Genomic DNA, 21044 nt, shown 5'->3' on the forward strand with positions numbered 1-21044 from the left:
ATGGGAAAGAGAATAATTGTAAAAAGTTTTCAATGCTCAAGTCTCGACCCTCCTACGGCCAAGTTTCGGTTTCGGTTTCGTCCGTCCCCCTGACCTCCGAGGAGGAAGATATTAATTTTGCAAAAGATTGCTTAAGTTGGTTCAATTTCTCGCCGCTTCATCTTCAATTCGTTTTCGTTTTCGATTTCGATTTCGTTTTCCCAACTTACCTTATAAAAACAGGTTCATTTTCCTTCTCGGTATATTCTTCGCTATAGCCATAACCTTCATAATTAAAAGCTTTAACCTCATCTAAAGTTGATATATCATTATCTATGGCAAACCGGGTCATACTTCCCCGGGCTTTTTTGGCGAAAAAGGAAATGATTTTTAGTTCACCGTTTTTAAAATCCTTAAAAACCGGAGCAATTACGGGAACTTTTAATCTTTTTGAATCAATTGCGCTAAAATATTCTACGCTGGCAAGATTTAAAAATAGCTCGCCCTCTTTTAATTCCTTATTCAAGGAATCGGTCAGCGTATTTTTCCAAAATGCATACAAGTTCTTTTTTCGATCTACAGCAAGCTTGGTTCCCATTTCCAATCGATAGGGTTGCATCAGGTCCAACGGACGAAGAATTCCGTACATCCCAGAGAGAATACGCAAGGAATCTTGCAGAAGATCTATTTTATCGGTAGGAATTGTATAAGCATCCAATCCTGTATAAACATCTCCAGCGAAGGCATAAATGGCAGGTCTGGCGTTCTGCCTGGTAAAAGGTGTACTGAATTCCTTATATCGATGATAATTCAGTTCGGCTAACTTATCACTGATATCCATTAACTCTGAAATTGCTTTTTTGCTTTTGCGTTGGAGTTTGTTGTTTATCAATTCAGCTTTCTCCAAAAATTGAGGTTGGGTAGCTCTTGTAGTAGGAAGTTTGCTTTTATAATCCAACGTCTTCGCTGGAGAAATTACTATTTTCATTAAAATTGCTTTTCCCCAAAAATAACGAAAAACTATTGGTGATTCAAGGATTTTAAGGCTTGCCTAACAATCGTGAAAAAGTTACATTGTTTCCTCTGTTTTGATTTTTAGATCCTCAAAAGTATCAGATTGTATGCAGATCAAACCGTATTTTGACCCTCCTTTATTTATTAACGTACCGTTAATATGGAGATCTTAAACGGCATATTCTTTAATACCCAGCGCTTTATAAACTTTTTTCATTCCTTTTTTGGATTCCGAGAGTACAATCAAAACATCATCGCTATTGATGACGGTACTTCCATTTGGAGTAAGATATTTATTATCTCTTTTTATCATGGCGATAATGGCTGATTTAGGGAACTCTATATCTACTATCATCTTGCCCACTGCTTTATTGGTATTACCTATTCCTATTTCTCGCATTTCGGTTTTAGGATGTTCTTCCAAGAATTTTTCCGAAGGAGTAAGAATTTTATCGGCGCTGGGGATACTTACATTAAGCCATTTTGCCACCATCGATAGAGAGGTACCCTGAATCAAAATGGAAGTAAGAGCAATAAAGAATACTATGTTGAAAATCATATTCGCTTTTTCAATTCCCGCAAGTAAAGGATAAGTAGCAAATACAATCGGCACCGCGCCTCTTAATCCCACCCACGAAATATAAAAACGACGTCGCATTTTCATTTTGAAGGGAATCAAACTAATAAATACGCTTAAGGGTCTGGAAACCAGTATGAGAAATAAAGAGATTACGAGACCAATGCCGATTACTGGTAAAATTTGGGTTGGCAATACCAAAAGTCCCAAGGTAAGGAACAGTACAATCTGCATAAGCCAGGCCAGTCCATCAAACATTTTTAATATCGTCTTTTTGTGGATAAGGTATTTGTTGCCCAAATAAACTGCCGCGATATAAATCGCCAAAAATCCATTTCCACCTACGGCATCGGTCACCGAAAATGTTATAAACATTAAGGCGATAACCAGAACCGGATATAACCCTTCGAAGTCCAGTTTTATTCGGTTGATAATAATTTTGCTAAGTCGCCCAAATCCAAAGCCGGCAATCGTACCAATAATCATCTGTTGAAAAAACAGAGGAATTATAGAGGTCCAGCTCTGATCTTGGTGCACCACCAATCCCAAAAAGGCAATGGTAAGCACATAAGCCATAGGATCGTTACTTCCACTTTCCAGCTCCAAAGTGGGTCGCAGATTAGCACGGAGTGCCAGATTTTTGGAACGCAAAATAGAAAATACCGCCGCTGCATCTGTTGAGGAAACGATACTACCAAGCAACAGACTTTCGAAAATTGTAAAATCGGTGATAAAATACACAAACATTCCAAGCGACACGGCCGTCAGCAAGACACCGAGAGTGGCTAGGACAAGTCCTTCTTTCCATATAGGTTTTACCGCCTTCCAATCGGTATCCAATCCACCGGAGAATAATATAAAGTTTAATGCAACCACCCCCACAAGTTGGGCAATCTGTGGATCGTTAAAAGTAATACCACCAATACCATCTTCTCCCGCCAACATTCCAATAGCTAAGAAAAGCACCAAGGTGGGAACGCCAAATTTATAAGAAGTTTTACCGGCAATAATGCTTATAAAAAGCAATAAAGAACCAATAAGCAGAATGTTCTCTATGGTTAGATTCAATACAGTAGGCTATTTCGGCAAAAATACAAATTAAAGACTGGAATAAGTACAGACTTTTTGTTCTAAAAGTGGAAATCAAATTGGTTAAAAAATCCAAGTTTCATATCCAACAAATAAACCTAATTTTACAAGCTAATGTTTTGTTCCAAATGTCAAATAACAAAATAGAACTTCGAACGATAAACGTTACCCGATATATCACCCCGCTGCGGGAAGGTGGTTCGCTGCCTGCTCTGGCAGAAGGAAACGACGATTTTAAATATGTTTTAAAATTTCGTGGAGCGGGTCATGGGGTGAAAGCTTTAATCGCGGAATTATTGGGTGGTGAAATAGCTCGAACCTTAGGATTACGAGTTCCCGAACTGGTTTTTGCAAACTTGGATGAAGCTTTTGGAAGAAGTGAGGGCGATGAAGAAATCCAAGATTTATTGAAGGGAAGCCAAGGTTTAAATCTTGCTCTTCATTTTCTTTCCGGCGCACTTACATTTGATCCGGTTGTAACTCAAATCGATGAAGAACCGGCGTCCAAAATTGTCTGGTTGGATGCATTTACGACCAATATAGACCGCACAGTGAAAAATACGAATATGCTTATTTGGCATAAGGAACTATGGCTGATTGACCACGGCGCTACCTTCTATTTCCACCATTCTTGGGACAATTGGGAAAAAGCCGCAAAAAGTCCATTTCCATATATTAAAGATCACGTTTTATTGCCACAAGCTTCGAAGGTGGATGAATTAAATGATGAGATGATTTCGCTTCTAAATGATGAAAAATTAAAAGAAATCACTGATCTCATTCCAGTTGATTGGATGCAATGGGAAGATTCCGATTTAACTCCAGAAGAAATCCGAAATGTGTATTTGCAATTTCTAATTCTTCGAAGAGACAGTGCCCAAAACTTTGTAACACAGATTCGCGATGCCCGGAAAACACTTGTATGAATATGCGGTAATCCGTTTGGTACCTCGTGTAGAACGCGAAGAATTTCTGAATGTGGGAGTAATCCTTTTCAGCAAGGGAGCCAAATATCTAAACTGTAAATTCTTTGTTGATAATGAAAAGCTAAACCTATTTAACTCCGAACTTCCATTAGATGAAATAGAAAAAAATCTGGAAGCTTTCGGTAAAATTTGCTCTGGCTCTAAGAAAGGCGGCCACGTGGCCCAATGGGAAATACCTGATCGATTCCGATGGCTCACCGCCCAACGCAGCTCTTCTATACAAACCTCTCGTCCCCATAACGGATTTAGTGACGATTTGGATGAAACTTTGGAACGACTTTTTGTGGAGCTGGTGCTTTGAATTAAGAGTTTAGGAGCTTATGAGTTTATGGGTTTATGGGTTTATGACAAATTAAAAAATGGACTGAGATTTTCGCCGTTCATTAAAGGAAAGTAAGTTTGAGAAATAAAATAAAATGGGTAGTTGCTTATTTTGCTGACCACTGAATATTCACTACTGAACACTGATCACGGATTACTTAGCAATTATCGAAACCTCCACAATCTCTCCTTGATAGGAGATAGTTTCACGATCATTGCTATTTATTGTCAGTCTACCATATCCTGAGTCACTAACAGATAATGTAATTCTATAGGTATCGCCGTCATGCACAGTGGAATAAAGTCGATAGCCATCTTTCTTCGTAACAGTGAAGTTTTCTGGTTTTCCTTTAAAACTCATTCCCGTATCTTCGGTCATCCCCACTGCACTATATGCTTTTCCATAAAAGGGTAAGTTACTTACAATCATTTCAGGCGAAAAAGTAACTGTATAACTATCTCCTGCCAAATTCTTGGGAGTTCCACTAAGAGGAAATGCGCGGGTGGCGATGAATTCAAAAGTTTTGGAATCTAAAAGATTGTCAAGTCTGTCCGCGCTTATAGTTGCTTTATTTGTGTTCGATTTAATCTGTTTTTCTTGTGCGGAAACATTTCCGAAGAGAAAGCATACCAACACGGCTAAGAATATTCCTTGTGTTTTCATTTTTACAAAATTTTTCGGTGAATCATAGGTCAAGTAAAAATGCCTGCCTAATGTTATTCGTTTAAAAATCAATCCAAGTCTTGTCCCAAAAAATATGCCATCAAATAGGTTTTCCTAGATGAAACATTAATAACGGTTTCGAAATTCCACTACCAATTTACGGAATTAAAAAAGAAATATTCTTAATCCGAATTTAAAACTAAGCTTTCAAATCCATCTCCTTCAGATTTTCAATTCTATTGCGCTGAAGAAAATCGTCGATGGTTTCAAAATGTTCAATTACGCGTTTGTCCTTAAACTCAAATACTTTTTCTGAAAGTCCGTGAAGGAAATCACGGTCGTGTGACACCAAGATTAGCGTCCCATCAAATTGGAGAAGTGCCTCTTTTAATACATCCTTAGATTTTAAATCTAAGTGATTTGTGGGTTCATCGAGAATCAAAACGTTTACGGGTTCCAACAATAATTTAACCATTGCTAGACGGGTTTTTTCTCCCCCCGAAAGCAATCCTACTTTTTTGTCGATATCATCACCACTGAACATAAATCGGCCAAGTATGTTTTTTATTTGTGTCCTGATTTCACCCTTGGCGACTTCATCCACAGTTTGGAAAACCGTTAGTTCCTTATCTAAAAGCGCGGCTTGGTTTTGGGCAAAATATCCCATTTTGGCATTATGACCAAGAGTGCAGATTCCCTCAAAATCAATTTCGCCCATAATGGCTTTAATCATTGTTGATTTTCCTTCACCATTTCTTCCCACAAAACTCACTTTTTGTCCGCGGGAAATGCTCATATTGGCATCATTAAAAACTATGTGGTCGCCATATTTTTTAGTCAGTCCTTCAGCAATTACGGGGTAATCCCCACTGCGCTGTGCTGGAGGAAAACGCAATGCCAAAGCTGAAGTATCTATTTCGTCAATCTCAATAATCTGAAGTTTTTCGAGCATGCGCTCTCTAGAATTCACTTGGTTTGTTTTAGAATAAGTTCCTTTAAAGCGCTCAATAAACTGTTGGGTTTCGGCAATGAATTTTTGTTGTTCCTCGTATGCCTTCAATTGATGGGCTCTTCTATCTGCGCGCAATTGTAGGTAATGGCTATAATTGGCTTTGTAATCATAGATTCGCCCCATTGTAACTTCAATCGTCCTATTTGTTATGTTGTCGATAAAGGTTCTATCGTGGGAAATTACTATTACAGCCTTCGCTTTATTGATTAGGAAATCCTCGAGCCAAATTACGGATTCAATATCCACGTGATTTGTTGGTTCATCCAGTAAAATTAAATCAGGTTTTTGAAGGAGCAGCTTTGCCAATTCAATACGCATGCGCCATCCTCCACTAAACTCGGAAGTTTGACGGTGCAAATCACTTCTTTTAAATCCGAGGCCTCGAAGCGCTTTTTCAACTTCTGCTTCGTAATTTATTTCTTCCAAGGCGTAGTACTTCTCACCAAGTTCAGCCACTTTGGTAATAATGTCCATATAGGCATCACTCTCATAATCGGTGCGGGTTTCAAGTTCCTTGTTCAGCCTGTCCATTTCATCGCGCATTTCAAAAATCTGCTTAAAGGCTTTTGAGGCTTCTTCAAATACGGTACAATTATCATCAGTTAATAGATGTTGTGGCAAGTATGCGATAACTGCATCTTTTGGACCACGAACACTTCCGCGGGTAGGTTTTTGAACGCCGGCAATAATCTTCATCATCGTACTTTTGCCCGCGCCATTTTTTCCCATTAAAGCTATTTTGTCATTTTCATTTACTACGAAGGAAACATCGCTAAAAAGGGTATCACCGCTAAACTCAACTGCTAAATTGTCTATTGAAATCATACTTTACCTGAAAAATTGTGAGTTTTTTAAAATTGATTTAGGACTGAATGAGGTAGTACATAGGACAAGTCCATTCAAAATAATTATTATTTAAAGAAAGGGGTCGTCCTATTTCTTAAATTCTTTTGTTGTAAGTCTTTCTTAAAGGCTGCAAAACTATTGAAAAGAAACAGACGGAAAACAATAAATATGATTTTGAGTAGAAATTTTAATTCTGATTATCAATGAGAGACCTATGATCAGGTTGACAAGAAAACAATCATTTAAGAAGTGAATTCTGTACCGTGAAGTTGAATTTGCTTTTAATAAATATATTGGATATGTTTGCTCGACATTAACAAAATTTAACATTTATCCAAATGTAATTTCTTGAAAATGTAGAATAAAATATTACAACAAACACAGACCGCATTTAGCTTTTGTTTTTTTGATTTAGCGGTTTGACAAAAAGAAATAGGGCTTTGTCATTTAGTGGGACAAGCCCTTTTTCTGTTTTAGACCTTTGCGATTGGCTGAAGAAATACAAAAACGGCCAAACATGGTTATTGTTTCATTTGTTTATCCCGTGTCGCTTTGAATTCGCTCCCCTCATTCCACTTCGGAAAATAATCCTCATTGGCCAGCTTTAATCCCACTTCGTATAAAAGCTGAGCGTCAAACCGAACGCCACTCAATATAGTGGTTTTAGGATCGTATTCATCTGAAGGTTGGTGGTATTTATTTTGGTTATAATCTTCACGAAGTTTTTCCACTTCTTCTTTACTCATATCAAAGCCTTCTGTAGTTCCGGATGCATAAAGAGCGGGAATTCCAATCTTGGCAAAACTAAAATGATCTGATCTAAAAAATCCGCCCGATCCTGGATTTGGATCTGGAATTATATAACGTCCTTGTCCATCGGCAATTTCTTTGGCATAATTATCCATTTCACTTTGACCATAGCCAATTATGGTTAAATCTTTCATTGGACCTGGGCTTGATAACGCGTCCATGTTGATATTTGCCACCGTTTTCTCAACAGGATAAATTGGATGTTCGGCATAATAGCCAGAACCTAATAAGCCCTGCTCCTCGCCTGTAACGGCCATAAAAAGAATAGATCGTCTCGTAGGACCAGACTTTTTAAAAGCTTCGGCAATTGCCAGCAAACTTGCAGTGCCTGAAGCATTATCTACGGCACCATTGTAAATAGAATCTCCGTTAACCGGTTTCCCAATTCCCAAGTGGTCCCAATGTGCAGAGTAAATAATATATTCATCTTTAAGATCGGTTCCTGGAATTATGGCAACCACGTTATTGGATGAATCTCTTTTTATTTCGTTTTTGATACTTAAAGAAGCTGTTATGCCCATTGGCACAGGTTTAAAATCCTTTTTACTCGCCATTAGCTTATAATCTTTTCCGGCCAATGGAGAAGCATCCATCAATTTTTGAGCGGCTTCATTACTAATCCAAGCTTGAACATCGGCTACAGGTGCATCGCTTTCCAAACTCAACTGCGCACCACGCCAACCGCTTTGGATCACGTTCCAACCATAAGAGGCTGGTTCGGTTTCGTGGATTATTATTACACCCGCAGCCCCCTGCCTAGCTGCTTCCTCATATTTGTACGTCCATCTTCCATAATAAGTCATTTCATCTCCTTTAAACAAAGTGGAATCTCCAGAATTAAAGCCGGGATCGTTCACCAAGACTACCGCGGTTTTTCCCTTCCAATCTATTCCTTCGTAATCATTCCAGCCATATTCAGGAGCAACTATGCCAAATCCAGCAAAGACGAGTTCAGAATTCTTAAGGCTAACAACGGAATCAGTTTTTAAGGTTACCGCAACATAATCCTTATAATAATCGATATCAAAATCTCCTTTTGGACTCCCAATATGCATTTCTTCGGAAGGAGTTCCCGTTATTTCAACCATCGGTACTTTCTGAAAATAGCTATCGCCATTGCCGGGTTCAAGACCGAGATCCTTGAATTGCTTTTCCAAATAAGTAGTTGTTTTTATATCCCCTTCCGTAAAGGGCATTCTTCCCATAAATTCATCGGAAGCCAAACGTTCTATTTTGTTGGCAATGGTTGCTTCACTTACTTGAATAGCTTCAGTTTTTTCTTTTTTTTCTTCTTTACAAGCAATTAAAAGAAGCAATAAGACGAAGGGAATAAACTTTTTCATACGAATCTGGTTTTCAATTGAACTTGTTCAAGTGTTTCAAATATTAAAAATGAGCGGTAAGTGCCATAATAAAATTTCTGCCAGCTCCCGAAATTCCTGAAGCATATGGTCTGTATCTTTGATCTGTCAAGTTTTCAATTCCTGCAGTTAAATCGATAGAGTTGCTGAGTTTGTAAAGGCCTTTAAAATTAAGGGTGTACCAAGCTGGAGAATATATATTTCCATTTTCGTCAAGTGCATATATTTCCTTTTTACTCTTTTCACCATTTGGCATGTCGTCAAAATCTCTTTTTCCATTAAAAACAAAATTGAATTCCATACTCAATTTTTCGGCATTATAGTTTAATCGTGAAATTCCGAAGAACGGTGCTGCGTGTCTCATCGGACTAGTGTCGCCATTTTCAAGTTCCTCTTTTCCTTTTTGGAAATTTACATCCGTACTTAATCCGAAACCTTGCGGAAGTTTAATCTCAACTCCGGCCTGAATACCATAAACATTAGCAACAGCGGAGTTTTGGATAGCTTGTATTTTACTCATTTCTCCTTGGTACATAATACTATCCTGACCGTTAAGTTTATAATCTCGACGCAACATGGAATTTTTTAAATGGGTATAATACCCTGTTACATCGATTTTTATAACATCTGCAATCACTTTTGCCACGCCAAGGTCTGCGTTATATGCATATTCTGGTTTAAGATCAGGATTTGGAACGACTACTTGCCCTGGAGCGGAATCGAAAACCTTTCCAACATCATCGACATTTGGAGCTCGAAAGGCAGTACCCAAATTGGTACTTAGAACCCAAGTATCACTAGGCCTATAGACTCCTCCTAAACTTCCTGTTAGCGCGCCATTGTTCAATTTTGCTTCCGTAAAAGGAAAAGGGTAAAAAGTAGTGTCAAATTCAGAATCAAGAATAATCTGATTGTAACGAGCGCCAGCACTTAGGGTAAAGCGATCGGTCATTTTATATTCATCCGTAACATAGGCCGCAATTGACTGCCAAGTACTTTTTGGGTAGCGCGATGGTCCTGCTTCGGTTATTCCAGTGGTAACATCTGTTATTTTACCAACCGATTTCACATCATCCAAAACATATTCAATTCCGTAGAAAAGGGTGTTTTTTCCGCTTGTCGATTTTATAAAATCGGCATTGAACGAAAAGGCACTTACTTCCTCTTCATTTATACTCCTATCAGATTTGTTTAATGTTCGATCGATACGGCTCTCTTCAAACCATTGGTGTGCCAGACGAATATTCATCTGATCAAAAATTGAGGTGGATTCATTATAAGAAATACCTAAATTGTTCATCATCCATATTTGTGGACCGTAATTCCATTCGGCATAACGTGCAGTTCCATTTTTTACGCGTTGGTGACGATCATAACGTCCATATTCCGAAGTTTCTGAGTAGTGAAATCCGTATTGGAAATCAAATTTTTCATTAGGCTGAAACCTGACTTTTTGCATCATATTTATCTGCGAATAAGCCGAAGGAATTTGCAACAACTTATCATCATTGGTAATCACAACGTCTGTCCCATTTTGACGCTGTACGTGGTAATCGCGGATATAATCGTCTGGGCCGTGACTTCCTTGACGAAGGTTATCAAAATCCCAAGAACTAATGCTCGTCAAGAAACTCCAATTTTTAAAACCAACGTTCACATCAAAATGTCCGGTTTTCTCTTTATTTGCAGAGGAATAACGTGCCGTAGCTTTTCCAGTTATCAAAGGTGAGGCCGTCAATGAGAACTGTGGAGTCAATGTAAGAAAACTCATAACACCTCCAATGGCATCACTTCCATAAACGACAGAACCTGGTCCAAAAACCACCTCGGTATTTTCCATGACGAAAGGATCTAGGTTAATAACATTCTGTAAATTTCCTGAACGGAATATGGCAGTATTCATACGTACACCATCGACAGAATATAGAAGTCGGCTGGTTGAGAATCCACGAATCATCGGACTCCCTCCTCCTTGTTGACTTTTCTGAATAAAAACCTTTCCCGAAATTCCTAAAAGGTCGGCTGCGGTTTGCGGATTTTGCAATTCGATTTCCTTGGGACTAATAGAAATTACCTTTGCCGGAACATCATCACTACTCTGTCTCCATTTGGAAGCGGAAATTACCACCTCATCCAGGTTTAGATTGGTAGGTTGTAGAGGTAATACAAAACCATCTATTTTCAATTCCTCATAACTTCTAACGACCGTTTTATAACCGAGACTTCTAATTTCAATTTGTGAAACATCTTTAAATTTGGAAATGTCCGCCTGACCTTCATTATTTGTGGTAGCAAAAAGTCGTGTACCGCTTGACAATGTTGCCAGTTCAATAGGTTCATTGGTTTTTTGATCTTTTATGATAATGGTTTGGGCGAAAATTCCAAGATTGCAGAGGAGAAATAAACAAAGTAGGGAATGTTTTATCATTTTACGTAAAATGGTTATAAGAATTTTGGAGTTATGACTTTCAATATTTCAATAACATTTAAAGTCTTGAGTTCATTGTTTGAAAATAAAATAAAAAGACAAATTTACATAATCACGCTCATTACGAGTGATTATGAAATTTACTTTTATAAAAATATCTGAAGAAAAATAGAAATAGGGGAATGATGTGAAAGGGTAGGTTATGTACAAATTAAACTTAATGATTTTCCTAAAGTTTTTCTAATAAATATAATTTATTTCAAGTTAGCCGTATCTTTATTTTTTAACTTTAAAATTTAAACAAAATGGTCAAATCAAAATATCAGGATGTCTTAGTTCTAGCGAGTAAATTATATATGCGGGAATTGGACGTTCAAGAAGAGAACGGAAAACTGAAATTGTCAGGAACCGTAAAAAATCAATATGAGAAAAACCAGCTTTGGGACGCTATCAAACGCGCAGGTGGAGAAAATCCATCGGATATTGTCGCGGATATTAAAGTTTCCGACACTTCCGCACTTGCCCACCATACCGTTAAAAGCGGAGAGAGCCTGAGCAAAATCGCAAAACAATATTATGGCGACGCGGGCAAATACAACAAAATTTATGAAGCGAATAAAGACAAACTGAAATCGGCAGATTTAATCCATCCCGGTGATGAATTGGTAATTCCAAATCTCTAATATTATTTATTGAAGATTATAATTTTCTATTTTATTTAGAATACGCATTGAGCAGAATTTATCAAAATTCTGCTTTTTTGTTCCAATGGAACGTCGTGAATAATATGGATTTTTCCTTAAGCCTCGTCTTAAGGGCTTTTTAACTCTATAGTTCTGAGGTTTATAATTTTGTTAGTACCAAAACGCAAGGGTGTTCTTTAACTTTGGAAATAACAAAAAAAGTATAACTAAAATATAACTAATATGAAAAAGAGAGTAGCCATTTTGGCAACAGACGGATTTGAGGAAAGCGAATTGAAATCTCCAAAAGAAGCAATGGAAAATGAGGGTTTTGAAGTGGATATTGTGAGTCCCAAGAGCGGAAAAATAAAATCTTGGAGCAACGGCGATTGGAGCAACGAATATAATGTAGATAAAACTTTAGATGAAGTAAACGCCCAAGATTATAATGCCTTGATGCTGCCAGGAGGAGTTTTAAATCCTGATAAATTAAGAATCAATGAGGACGCCATTAAATTTATCCAAGCCTTTTTTAAAGAACATAAACCGGTTGCCGCTATTTGCCACGGACCATGGTCACTGATCAATGCAGAAGTGGTAAAGGGGAGAAAGATGACCTCATACAAATCGATCAGAAAAGATCTGGAAAATGCAGGAGCCAATTGGGTCGACAAGGAAGTTGTCGTAGATCAGGGATTTGTAACAAGCAGAAATCCCGATGACCTGCCGGCCTTCAACAAAAAATTAATTGAGGAGATTAAAGAAGGAAAGCATGAGCGACAACACGCGTAATTTGTAATAAATGAAATATATTCAAAAAGATTTAGCCCATTCGGCTAAATCTTTTTGTATTTAAGACCAATTTCATCATAGAAATTTTATCATTTCCAGATTATGATCTAAACTTTTTCCAGACCCACTTGGCACCCAAAACTATGAACAGAGCAATAAAGCCTATAATAAGACCCACAGTAAATTCAAGAAGTAAAGAAGGCCACGAGGGAAACAAATTATGAAAGAAATCCAGATTATGAACGAAGATTCCCCCTGATACAAATATCAAGGCAATGGTACCTATTACGCTCAATGCTCTTATTACATAGGGCAAAGCATTTACCAAAAGATTTCCGAACCAAACAATGAATCCTTTCTTTTTCTTACTACTTTCAATTAATTTATAGCCTGCCTCATCCATACGTACAATTAGGGCAACAATGCCATAAACCCCTACAGTTGCCAACAAGGCAATAAAACTGACCACGATTATCTGAGATAACAATGGCTTGCCCACTACACTCCCTAGAGCTATAATTACGATTTCAATAGACAGAATAAAATCCGTAACAATTGCCGCCTTTACCCGCCCCTTTTCTATTTCCAATATTTCGGTTTCGGTAATTCCTTCTTTAAATTTGGAAGGCACATCCAATTTATCAGGAAAGAAAAAATGAAAGATTTTCTCCGCCCCTTCATATGCCAAATAGATTCCTCCCAAAATCAAAATCACCGTGATTGCCACGGGCAAAAAGGCCGTTAATAAGAATGCAATGGGAAGGATAACTACTTTGTTTAGCAATGAGCCTTTTGAAATTGCCCATAATACCGGAAGTTCACGAGAAGAAGCAAAGCCTGATGCCTTCTCGGCATTAACCGCTAAATCATCACCTAAAATTCCTGCGGTTTTTCTCGCCGCAACTTTGCTCATCATGGCTACGTCGTCCATAATTGCTGCTATATCATCTAAAACGGCGAATATTCCTGAAGCCATATTTTTCTTTTGGAATCATCAAAAATAGGCAAGTAGTTTTAAATAGATTTTAGTATATGGAGCGATTTAACATTTTGGGTTCATGAATCCGTTAAAAAGAATCGTTATCAGATATCCATTATTTTCGCAAACATGCCTACGTTCAGACTTCAATCATACTAACAAATCAGCCTTGCTTATTTCAATCCAGGTAGAAAAGAAATTTAAAGCAAGGCTGATAAAGAACTTGTAATTCGATAAATACTAATATCTGGTTATTGCGCCAAAGCCGTTGAATTTATCAAGTTCACCCTTGGGAAGAAAAACAACGTCTCCGCCAAAATCCATATTGGCTTCAATCATTTCATCATAAATATCGTCAATAACTCCTGTGTCATTTCGTCTATCGTCAGACACATATTCAATTTCGCCATTGTTCATTACTGCCGGTTGAAAGCGTCCTTGTTCAATAAAAAGAGTTTGAATTTTTCCTTCGGAAATTGCTCTCCAAATTTCATTGGTATCGCTTAGGAATTTATTTTCACCTACGGCCTTTTTCAGTTCTTCTTTACGGTTATTGTTCTTTTCAATTACGTAATTTTTTACCACGGCCCAAGAATCCTCAACGATGGAATGAACAGGATCATTAATCTTATTTTTATCCAAGAATACGTCAAAAATAGAATCTTTTAAATCCGCTATTTTCAAATATTCATTGTGGTTTTCCTCAAGCGCACAAATAAAAACTGGAAGTGGATTCGACTTTCTCTGCGCATTCACGTCCTTATCGGCTTGATTAAAAAATTCGGCTATCAAATTAGTTTGTTTTGATGCAATGGCATTTGCTGCTCTATTTTTAGAGAAAAACTGCGTGTTTTCAATCGGGAAAGGTTTTCCGACCTCCTTAATTGCTTTGTTATTCATAGCTTCAATCAGGCGGATTTTTTCCTGACTTAGAACCAAAATATAATAATGGGTTTCTAAATGCATAGAACGAATAAGATCGCGGGTGGCAAAGGTTTCATCAATAACCACACGGTCCTCCACTTTTATGGGCAAGCGAGTATATTCTGCAACATCCTCATTCACAAAAAGCATCAAACTTTCTAAATTTTGACTGTGATCAATGGAATCTGCCAATTTATTTACTCTTTCCAATAATTTCGCTGCGTTTTTCTTATCCGTATCAGCCATTAATCTTGTTTCCACCTCTTTAATAAGGTTTTTTAACCGTAACGGATCATTTAAATAATCTGGTTTGGTCCGATGGGTTGTCATTATAATGGTAATGCAATTTTCGGAATGGATGTTTTTCAGTTCTTTTAAGGTCAAATTCATTATTATCTAATTTTTGATTACTAATATGTTAGCGAATGCAGATCCAGCATTCAAATAAGAAATTTATATCTCTCCTTCAAACATACTCAAATCGTCATTGGATAACTATGATTTATCTCATTGAAAAAGGTTAAACATTTTATAAAAGAACCTGAAAAATAGGGCACTGAATTAATAATTTTACCTGTTTATTGTTTTAGGAAGTGAAGATTATAGGAGCAATTTCAATGACATAAAAGAATAGTTCCCTTGTAAGATCCGTAAAAGGTTGTCTTCCTTAAAAGTTAAGATGAAGAAGTTTGACTTACAAAATCCTTATCCCAAACTTCAAATGAATATGCTAATGCTTATCCTTGAGAACGGGAAATTTGGATGGAGTGAGCAATAAAATGATTAGAGTAATAATACCTGCAACCACCATTCCTAAATATACATAGTGGGTAGCATCGAAAAAGGTCTCCCGAAGATACAAGTTGACATCTGAAACGGAGTTATGGGATTGGAGCACTTCCACAACCTTGTTTACGCCAGGCAATTCGGATTTTAAACTAGTAGGTGCCCCGTTAATTTTATCGGTAAGTACGGAATTAAAAATAGCTGCAAATACCGCAGCACCAATACTCTGACCAAAATATCTGGAAAACATACTTGTGCCGGTTACAACTCCTCTTTGCCCCCACTCCACTGTTGACTGGATTCCTACCAGCAGAGGTGTAGTAATTAAACCAAAACCTGCACCCAAGGTCATTTGTACTGCCACTAAAAACCAAACTGAGCCGGGAAATGGTAAAAAGAGAAAACTGGAAGCTCCGATAATTACTATTAAAATTCCGCAGAGAGCAGTATTTCTAAATCCAATACGCAGGTATAGATTTCCTGAAAGGGCAGAGGAAAGAGGCCAAGTGATACTCATACTTGCCAAGATAAAACCTGCAGCCATTGCCCCCACTCCCGTAACAGATTGGGCAAAAACCGGAAGATACATATTAGGTCCCATAGTGGCCACTCCCATACCGATAGTTGCCAAATTCGCTCCCAAAATTACTCTCCGTTTCCACACCCAACTTGGTAGAATGGGTTCGTCCGCACGGCGTTCAATTCGGACAGTGATATAAATCATTACCGCACCTATAGCAACGATCAATAAGGTATTCCACGAAAACCATGGCCAGGATTGTCCTCCTTGCAAAAGTCCAAACATGATTACACTTCCGGTGATAAGCATTGCTCCTGCACCTGCCCAATCAATTTTATGGCGTTTGGTGGTTTTGTCTTCGTGTAGAAAATAGGCTATCAATGCAATGGAAGCTGCACCCATTGGAATATTGATCAAGAATATCCATCTCCAGGAGGCATAATCTGCCAAAGCTCCTCCAATGGCTGGTCCTAAAATTGCGGAAACTCCCCATACACTGGAAAGCCATCCCTGAATTTTGGCACGCTGTTTTATAGTGTAGATATCTCCGGCAATTGTATTGACCGTTGCCATAATAGCACCGGCTCCAACCGCCTGGACACCTCGAAAAGCTATCAAGGAATACATATTCCAAGCTGCAGCGCAAGTTGCGGAACCCACTACGAAAATGATAATACCAACAATCAATATTGGTTTGCGGCCATAGATATCCGCCAATTTCCCATAAACGGGAATGGTGATAGTTTGGATGAGAAGATAGATAGAAAACAGCCAGCTGAACATTGAGAAACCCCCTAGATCGCCAACAATTTGCGGAATGGCAGTGGCAACAATTGTGCTATCCATAGCTGCCAAACTCATAGTGAGCATCAGTGCAATCAGGATATAGTCCCGACGCATTTTTTTCACTGGTTTTTCCTGCATTTCTCTTTCCTAAGTTTTTTGGCAAAGGTATGGTTTTCCTTAAATGGTTTTTAGATATAAATCTTATGTTTATCTTAATAAAACGTATCAACAAAAAATAAAAATCCCACAATTCCGAATAAAAAGGAATTATGGGATTTTGATTTTTAAAGAAGGAGATATTTCTTCTAAATCTCTTATTTCACTAATGTAAGCTCATCAATAATATGACCTGCTCCAGCTAGTTTGTCTATTAAGAACAGCACATACCGAATGTCAACATTTATACAACGCTGAAGTTGATCGTCAAAAATAACATCACCGGCCATAGCTTCGATATTTCCATCAAAAGCAATTCCTATCAACTCTCCTTTTCCGTTTAATACTGGGGAACCTGAATTTCCTCCTGTAATGTCGTTATCAGACAAAAAGTTGACCGGCAAATAACCGTCTTTGTCAGCATATTGTCCAAAATCTTTCTTCTCATAAAGGTCGATTAGTTTTTTGGGCATATCAAATTCGGCATCACCCGGCTGATATTTCGCAACGGTTCCTTTTAGGGTAGTGTAATAATTTTCCTTTGCATCATTTCGCTTATCGGCTGGAAGGGAATTTATTTTTCCATAGGTAAGTCTTAATGTACTGTTGGCATCTGGATAGTATTTCTTATCCGGATTTTGAGTTCTCATTCCCTGTACCATCAATCTGTATGCACGTTGAAAATCGTTATCCCATTGCTTTTCTTCCTCAGATTTGTAACGGTACCTATCCAGAAGATCTTGAGATAATAAATAAAGTGGATCATTCTTCAAAACCTCTGCATCTGGTTTTTCCAAAAATGCATTAAGCTTTTCTTTTGAGGCAAAGATGCTTTTTTTGAACGCAGTTTCAAGATAACTCTGCCATCCTTCAACGCCCTTTTTATTACCCGCAGCAATCTTGGCCACTAATGGAGCAGGATTTTTTGCCTTTCTGGAATAAAGATCCAATTGTGCGGCAAGCATATCTCTTTCCAAGGGAAGATAAAGACCATCGTACATACTTTCAATACCTTCTTCAAACTTAGGTTTCAACTCGGCCTGCTTAGCTTCATTTTGATCCATATAATATTCCAACTCTTTACCCAAACGATAAGGAATTACTGCCGAACGCGTACGAAGCAGAAGACTTAAATAATTATTGTGTCGGCTTATTTCGTTGGTTTTCTTATAGTAATCGTTAATGGTATTCATTACATCGGCATACTTTTCATTTCCTTTCTTAGAAGCCCATTCTTGGAAACTTTCTTCATCCTTATATTTGGTCTGTGCCGTTTCATGTTGTTTTAAGGCATCGATCATACCCTGACGGTTTTTCCAGTAGTTGGCAATGCTCGCATAACTTGAAGCGTAATCAAGGTTTACCTGTTGATCCTTTTTCATATACTTTTCCATCACGTTCATAGAAGTTCTAGAAGCTTCTACCCAAGCTGGATACGCATAGTTTACATTTTGCTCGATTCCTGCGCCAGGCATCCATCTATTGGTTCTTCCTGGGTAGCCCAAAATCATGGCGAAGTCGTTATCCTCAAAACCTTTAAGGCTTGTGGTTAAATGATACTTTGGTTTCAAAGGCACATTATCTTCAGAATATTCCGCTGGATTTCCGTCTTTATCAGCATATACTCTAAACAGCGAAAAGTCGCCAGTGTGTCTCGGCCATTCCCAATTGTCGGTATCGCCACCAAATTTTCCGATACTCTTTGGAGGAGTTCCCACCAAACGAACATCGTTAAAGTCTTGGTAAACGAAATAATAGAATTCATTTCCGTTATAAAAAGATTTTACTGAAACAGTATATTTTCCATCTTCATTATTTTCCATTTCAATTTTTGAAATTTCCTGATTGATGGCAGCCTCGCGCTCTAGTTCGGTCATTTGATCGTTTACACGCCCAAGAATACGTTTTGACACATCGTCCATTCTTACAAAAAACCGAACGGAGAGACTTTTTGGCTTCAACTCCTCTTTTAAGTTTTTTGCCCAGAATCCGTTTGTTAAGTAATCATTTTCAGCTGTTGAAAGTTCAGCGATTGCGCCATATCCACAGTGATGATTGGTAAGCACCAATCCTTTATCGGAAATAATTTCGGCAGTACATCCGCCGCCAAATTGAACTATGGCATCTTTTAGACTAGCGTTATTTACACTATAAATTTCTTCGGGGGTAAGTTGAAGCCCCATTTTTTGCATATCGACATAGTTCAGTCGTTTTATATGCATTAAAAACCACATACCTTCGTTCGCATTTACGGGAATGGCAAATACGGCAAGGATAAAACAAATAATAAATTTTTTCATCAATAGAGAGTTTGTAATTAAGGATAATTTAATGACGACCGTATTTACACAGTCAAATTATTGGGGCGTAAATATACTCGATATTATTCAGGAATTTAAAAGGAAAGTTTGATAAGTGCGGTAGTAGGAGGTTCTCTCCTTTTTTCAAAAAAAGGAATTTAAAGGCAGGGATGGATAATCATTATCAAATCAAAAATGATCAAACTGAACTATTACCATTCCGAATCATTCCAACATTACCTTTCAAAAATAAATCCTCCCAGCGTTTGAAACGCTGGAAGGGTTAGGCAAATTAACAATAATGACAATGATTCTTTATTGTTCATATATTGGTCTTCGAGACGTAAGGGGATCTATCTGATTATAAATTTCCCAAAGTCCGTGGATGCTCCGGCTCGCACAGAATAAAGATAAAGACCCGTGGACCACTCTTGAGCATTAAGGTCAATAGAGATACTATTCTTATTTTGTAAATTTTCTTGGAAAATCATCCTTCCCATTAAGTCTGTAATTGTTAAAATACCCTCGATCGGCTGGGCAAATTGAAAGGATATTAAATCAGTTGCGGGGTTGGGATAAACTACGGTATGTAAGGATATTTGCATATCACCAACTGCCATAACATCGGCAGGTACTGGTACCTTATAAACACCGCCCACTCCTTCAATAGCGGAATAGACTCCAGCAAACATTGTATCTCCGGAAAAAACAAAATTCATAGGAACTCCGTAGAGATTAACTTCGGGAATAGGTGAAAATGCGGGAAAATCCTCTCTGTATTCATTCCATGTTTGTCCATCATCGACACTATAGAACACTGCTTCATTTACGTGTCCCATAAAAAACGCTCCTCTATAATATTCCAAAGTTCGGACACTTGTAGAGACACCTGACGGAAGCGGCATTACATCCCAATCTAGAAGGTTGGTTGTATATCTAATGCCAGCGGGTATTCCCGAAGCATTATAGACCACGTAGAGTACATCGTCCACAATTAAAGATTCGCTACCATACCAAGTATCGTCCACCATGGTCCATAGATCCTCAATTTCATCGTACTCCCAAATTCCAAAGGCTCCAATGTTATAGAGATTTCCGTTAAAACTAACAAGATTATAGGTCCACTGTCCGCCGTTCTCCGGATCGATAGGATCAAGAAGAGAATTGCGATCCGTAAGGATCCAGGACGCACCTTGGTCAGTCGAATATACTACTCCATAAGCAAAAAGTGAGGCGTAGATCCTATCATTGTGTTTTGTCATGGCGTAAATAGCGTCATCTGGTAAAGAGTCCGGAAACAAGGTGCCAAAACTTGAAGTATTCCAAGTAGCACCATTATCGTGGGAAATGGCAACATTCCCTGCTACCCCGCCCATATAAACACTTTCTTGGTCAACCAAATGGGCTGTATATGAATAATTTTCTGCTTGGGTATCTTCCCAAGACACCCCTTCATCTACAGAGATAAAAATTCCTCCCATATCAGGGTAGACATCATTTGCCGAAAGGAGGTTGCCGTTTGCAGTTTGACACAATATCCAAGTGGATTGGTTAAATCCAGTTGGCTGCCATTGGGCCGATAAGGTAAAAGCACTTAATAAAAAGATAAATACGGGGATAAGTAAAGATTTGTTCATTTTAAATAATTTTGGGTTAAATTCTCAATTCCACGAATTTACTTATTCTTTGAAATATGACCTGACTATAGCCAGTTAAAATAATTCTCACCCAATTGGATAAGAATAGAGTTTAAAATATATCTTCCTTTTAGACCCCAGCTGTATTAAAAAGCCTTCATTATATTATTCTTTGGAAATAAATCCTCATTTTAATAAGGGTGCTTTGTTTTCATTATAAAGTTCAACCAAATATTCAATCCGCCCCGTTTTATTGGGAAATGGTTGTGGACGGTAACACAAGTTCACAGCCATATCCAACGCGTGGCGCGCCCTTGCGCCGTATTTAATTCATTCCTACTAAGAGCCATTTATAACAAGCATTTTCCTATTTTGTTAAAAGTAGTAAGGTTTT

General features: G+C 38.0%; 15 protein-coding genes. 4 read left to right on the forward strand and 11 right to left on the reverse strand.

Annotated features, from left to right (window positions below; all coding sequences use genetic code 11):
* Positions 1-205 precede the first annotated feature (205 nt).
* Positions 206-967, reverse strand: a complete 762-nt coding sequence (gene yaaA / locus EI546_RS06955; RefSeq protein WP_128249868.1) for a peroxide stress protein YaaA — start codon at positions 965-967, stop codon at positions 206-208.
* 195 nt (positions 968-1162) lie between these two features.
* Positions 1163-2638 (reverse strand): potassium/proton antiporter, encoded by a 1476-nt coding sequence (locus EI546_RS06960; RefSeq protein ID WP_128249869.1) that lies wholly within the window; start codon positions 2636-2638, stop codon positions 1163-1165.
* A 149-nt stretch (positions 2639-2787) separates the two neighbouring features.
* On the opposite strand from EI546_RS06960, the gene EI546_RS06965 reads away from it, so the two are divergent.
* Together EI546_RS06965 and EI546_RS06970 are read left to right on the forward strand one after the other, a co-directional pair.
* Positions 2788-3585: a HipA family kinase gene (locus tag EI546_RS06965; RefSeq protein ID WP_128249870.1), complete on the forward strand. Its 798-nt coding sequence runs from the start codon at positions 2788-2790 to the stop codon at positions 3583-3585.
* Positions 3563-3946, forward strand: coding sequence for a DUF3037 domain-containing protein (locus EI546_RS06970; RefSeq protein ID WP_128249871.1), 384 nt, complete (start codon positions 3563-3565; stop codon positions 3944-3946). Before EI546_RS06965 ends, EI546_RS06970 begins: the two co-directional genes overlap by 23 nt.
* A 174-nt stretch (positions 3947-4120) precedes the next feature.
* On the opposite strand, the gene EI546_RS06975 is transcribed toward EI546_RS06970, so the two are convergent.
* The 4 genes from EI546_RS06975 to EI546_RS06990 form a co-directional block, all read right to left on the reverse strand.
* On the reverse strand, positions 4121-4630 hold the full coding sequence (locus tag EI546_RS06975) for a DUF4251 domain-containing protein (RefSeq protein ID WP_128249872.1): 510 nt from the start codon (positions 4628-4630) through the stop codon (positions 4121-4123).
* A 199-nt stretch (positions 4631-4829) separates the two neighbouring features.
* Positions 4830-6467 (reverse strand): ABC-F family ATP-binding cassette domain-containing protein, encoded by a 1638-nt coding sequence (locus EI546_RS06980; RefSeq protein ID WP_128249873.1) that lies wholly within the window; start codon positions 6465-6467, stop codon positions 4830-4832.
* 542 nt (positions 6468-7009) lie between these two features.
* Positions 7010-8641 carry a M28 family metallopeptidase gene (locus EI546_RS06985; protein ID WP_128249874.1) on the reverse strand — a complete coding sequence of 544 codons (1632 nt, stop codon included), beginning with the start codon at positions 8639-8641 and terminating at the stop codon, positions 7010-7012.
* A 43-nt stretch (positions 8642-8684) separates the two neighbouring features.
* The gene (locus EI546_RS06990; protein WP_128249875.1) at positions 8685-11087 is read right to left on the reverse strand and encodes a TonB-dependent receptor; all 2403 of its coding nucleotides are present in this window, start codon (positions 11085-11087) and stop codon (positions 8685-8687) included.
* A 305-nt stretch (positions 11088-11392) separates the two neighbouring features.
* Here EI546_RS06990 and EI546_RS06995 point away from each other — a divergent pair, with 305 nt between their 5' ends.
* Both EI546_RS06995 and EI546_RS07000 read left to right on the forward strand, forming a co-directional pair.
* On the forward strand, positions 11393-11770 hold the full coding sequence (locus EI546_RS06995; protein WP_128249876.1) for a LysM peptidoglycan-binding domain-containing protein: 378 nt from the start codon (positions 11393-11395) through the stop codon (positions 11768-11770).
* Positions 11771-12013: 243 nt separating this feature from the next.
* Positions 12014-12562 (forward strand): type 1 glutamine amidotransferase domain-containing protein, encoded by a 549-nt coding sequence (locus EI546_RS07000; RefSeq protein WP_128249877.1) that lies wholly within the window; start codon positions 12014-12016, stop codon positions 12560-12562.
* A 100-nt stretch (positions 12563-12662) separates the two neighbouring features.
* Here the strand turns inward: EI546_RS07000 and EI546_RS07005 are convergent, their stop codons facing one another.
* From EI546_RS07005 to EI546_RS07025, 5 genes are all read right to left on the reverse strand, one after another.
* Positions 12663-13538: a DUF808 domain-containing protein gene (locus tag EI546_RS07005; RefSeq protein WP_128249878.1), complete on the reverse strand. Its 876-nt coding sequence runs from the start codon at positions 13536-13538 to the stop codon at positions 12663-12665.
* A 243-nt stretch (positions 13539-13781) separates the two neighbouring features.
* Positions 13782-14855, reverse strand: coding sequence for an AOC03_06830 family ribosome hibernation factor (locus EI546_RS07010; protein ID WP_240673181.1), 1074 nt, complete (start codon positions 14853-14855; stop codon positions 13782-13784).
* 340 nt (positions 14856-15195) lie between these two features.
* Positions 15196-16695, reverse strand: a complete 1500-nt coding sequence (locus tag EI546_RS07015) for an MDR family MFS transporter (RefSeq protein WP_128249879.1) — start codon at positions 16693-16695, stop codon at positions 15196-15198.
* 176 nt (positions 16696-16871) lie between these two features.
* Positions 16872-19013: a S46 family peptidase gene (locus EI546_RS07020; RefSeq protein ID WP_128249880.1), complete on the reverse strand. Its 2142-nt coding sequence runs from the start codon at positions 19011-19013 to the stop codon at positions 16872-16874.
* A 353-nt stretch (positions 19014-19366) separates the two neighbouring features.
* Positions 19367-20650 carry a T9SS type A sorting domain-containing protein gene (locus EI546_RS07025; protein ID WP_128249881.1) on the reverse strand — a complete coding sequence of 428 codons (1284 nt, stop codon included), beginning with the start codon at positions 20648-20650 and terminating at the stop codon, positions 19367-19369.
* Between the last annotated feature and the right edge of the window lie 394 nt (positions 20651-21044).

It is taken from the genome of Aequorivita sp. H23M31, from assembly GCF_004022485.1.
Lineage (GTDB): Bacteria > Bacteroidota > Bacteroidia > Flavobacteriales > Flavobacteriaceae > Aequorivita > Aequorivita ciconiae.

Coding starts and splice junctions, on each gene's coding strand:
- EI546_RS07000 (WP_128249877.1), top strand. CDS start 12,014: ATGAAAAAGAGAGTAGCCATTTTGGCAACAGACGGATTTGAGGAAAGC.
- EI546_RS07010 (WP_240673181.1), bottom strand. CDS start 14,855: ATGAATTTGACCTTAAAAGAACTGAAAAACATCCATTCCGAAAATTGC.
- EI546_RS07005 (WP_128249878.1), bottom strand. CDS start 13,538: ATGGCTTCAGGAATATTCGCCGTTTTAGATGATATAGCAGCAATTATG.
- EI546_RS06985 (WP_128249874.1), bottom strand. CDS start 8,641: ATGAAAAAGTTTATTCCCTTCGTCTTATTGCTTCTTTTAATTGCTTGT.
- EI546_RS07015 (WP_128249879.1), bottom strand. CDS start 16,695: ATGCAGGAAAAACCAGTGAAAAAAATGCGTCGGGACTATATCCTGATT.
- EI546_RS06990 (WP_128249875.1), bottom strand. CDS start 11,087: ATGATAAAACATTCCCTACTTTGTTTATTTCTCCTCTGCAATCTTGGA.
- EI546_RS06995 (WP_128249876.1), top strand. CDS start 11,393: ATGGTCAAATCAAAATATCAGGATGTCTTAGTTCTAGCGAGTAAATTA.
- EI546_RS06975 (WP_128249872.1), bottom strand. CDS start 4,630: ATGAAAACACAAGGAATATTCTTAGCCGTGTTGGTATGCTTTCTCTTC.
- yaaA (WP_128249868.1), bottom strand. CDS start 967: ATGAAAATAGTAATTTCTCCAGCGAAGACGTTGGATTATAAAAGCAAA.
- EI546_RS06965 (WP_128249870.1), top strand. CDS start 2,788: ATGTCAAATAACAAAATAGAACTTCGAACGATAAACGTTACCCGATAT.
- EI546_RS07025 (WP_128249881.1), bottom strand. CDS start 20,650: ATGAACAAATCTTTACTTATCCCCGTATTTATCTTTTTATTAAGTGCT.
- EI546_RS07020 (WP_128249880.1), bottom strand. CDS start 19,013: ATGAAAAAATTTATTATTTGTTTTATCCTTGCCGTATTTGCCATTCCC.
- EI546_RS06980 (WP_128249873.1), bottom strand. CDS start 6,467: ATGATTTCAATAGACAATTTAGCAGTTGAGTTTAGCGGTGATACCCTT.
- EI546_RS06970 (WP_128249871.1), top strand. CDS start 3,563: ATGCCCGGAAAACACTTGTATGAATATGCGGTAATCCGTTTGGTACCT.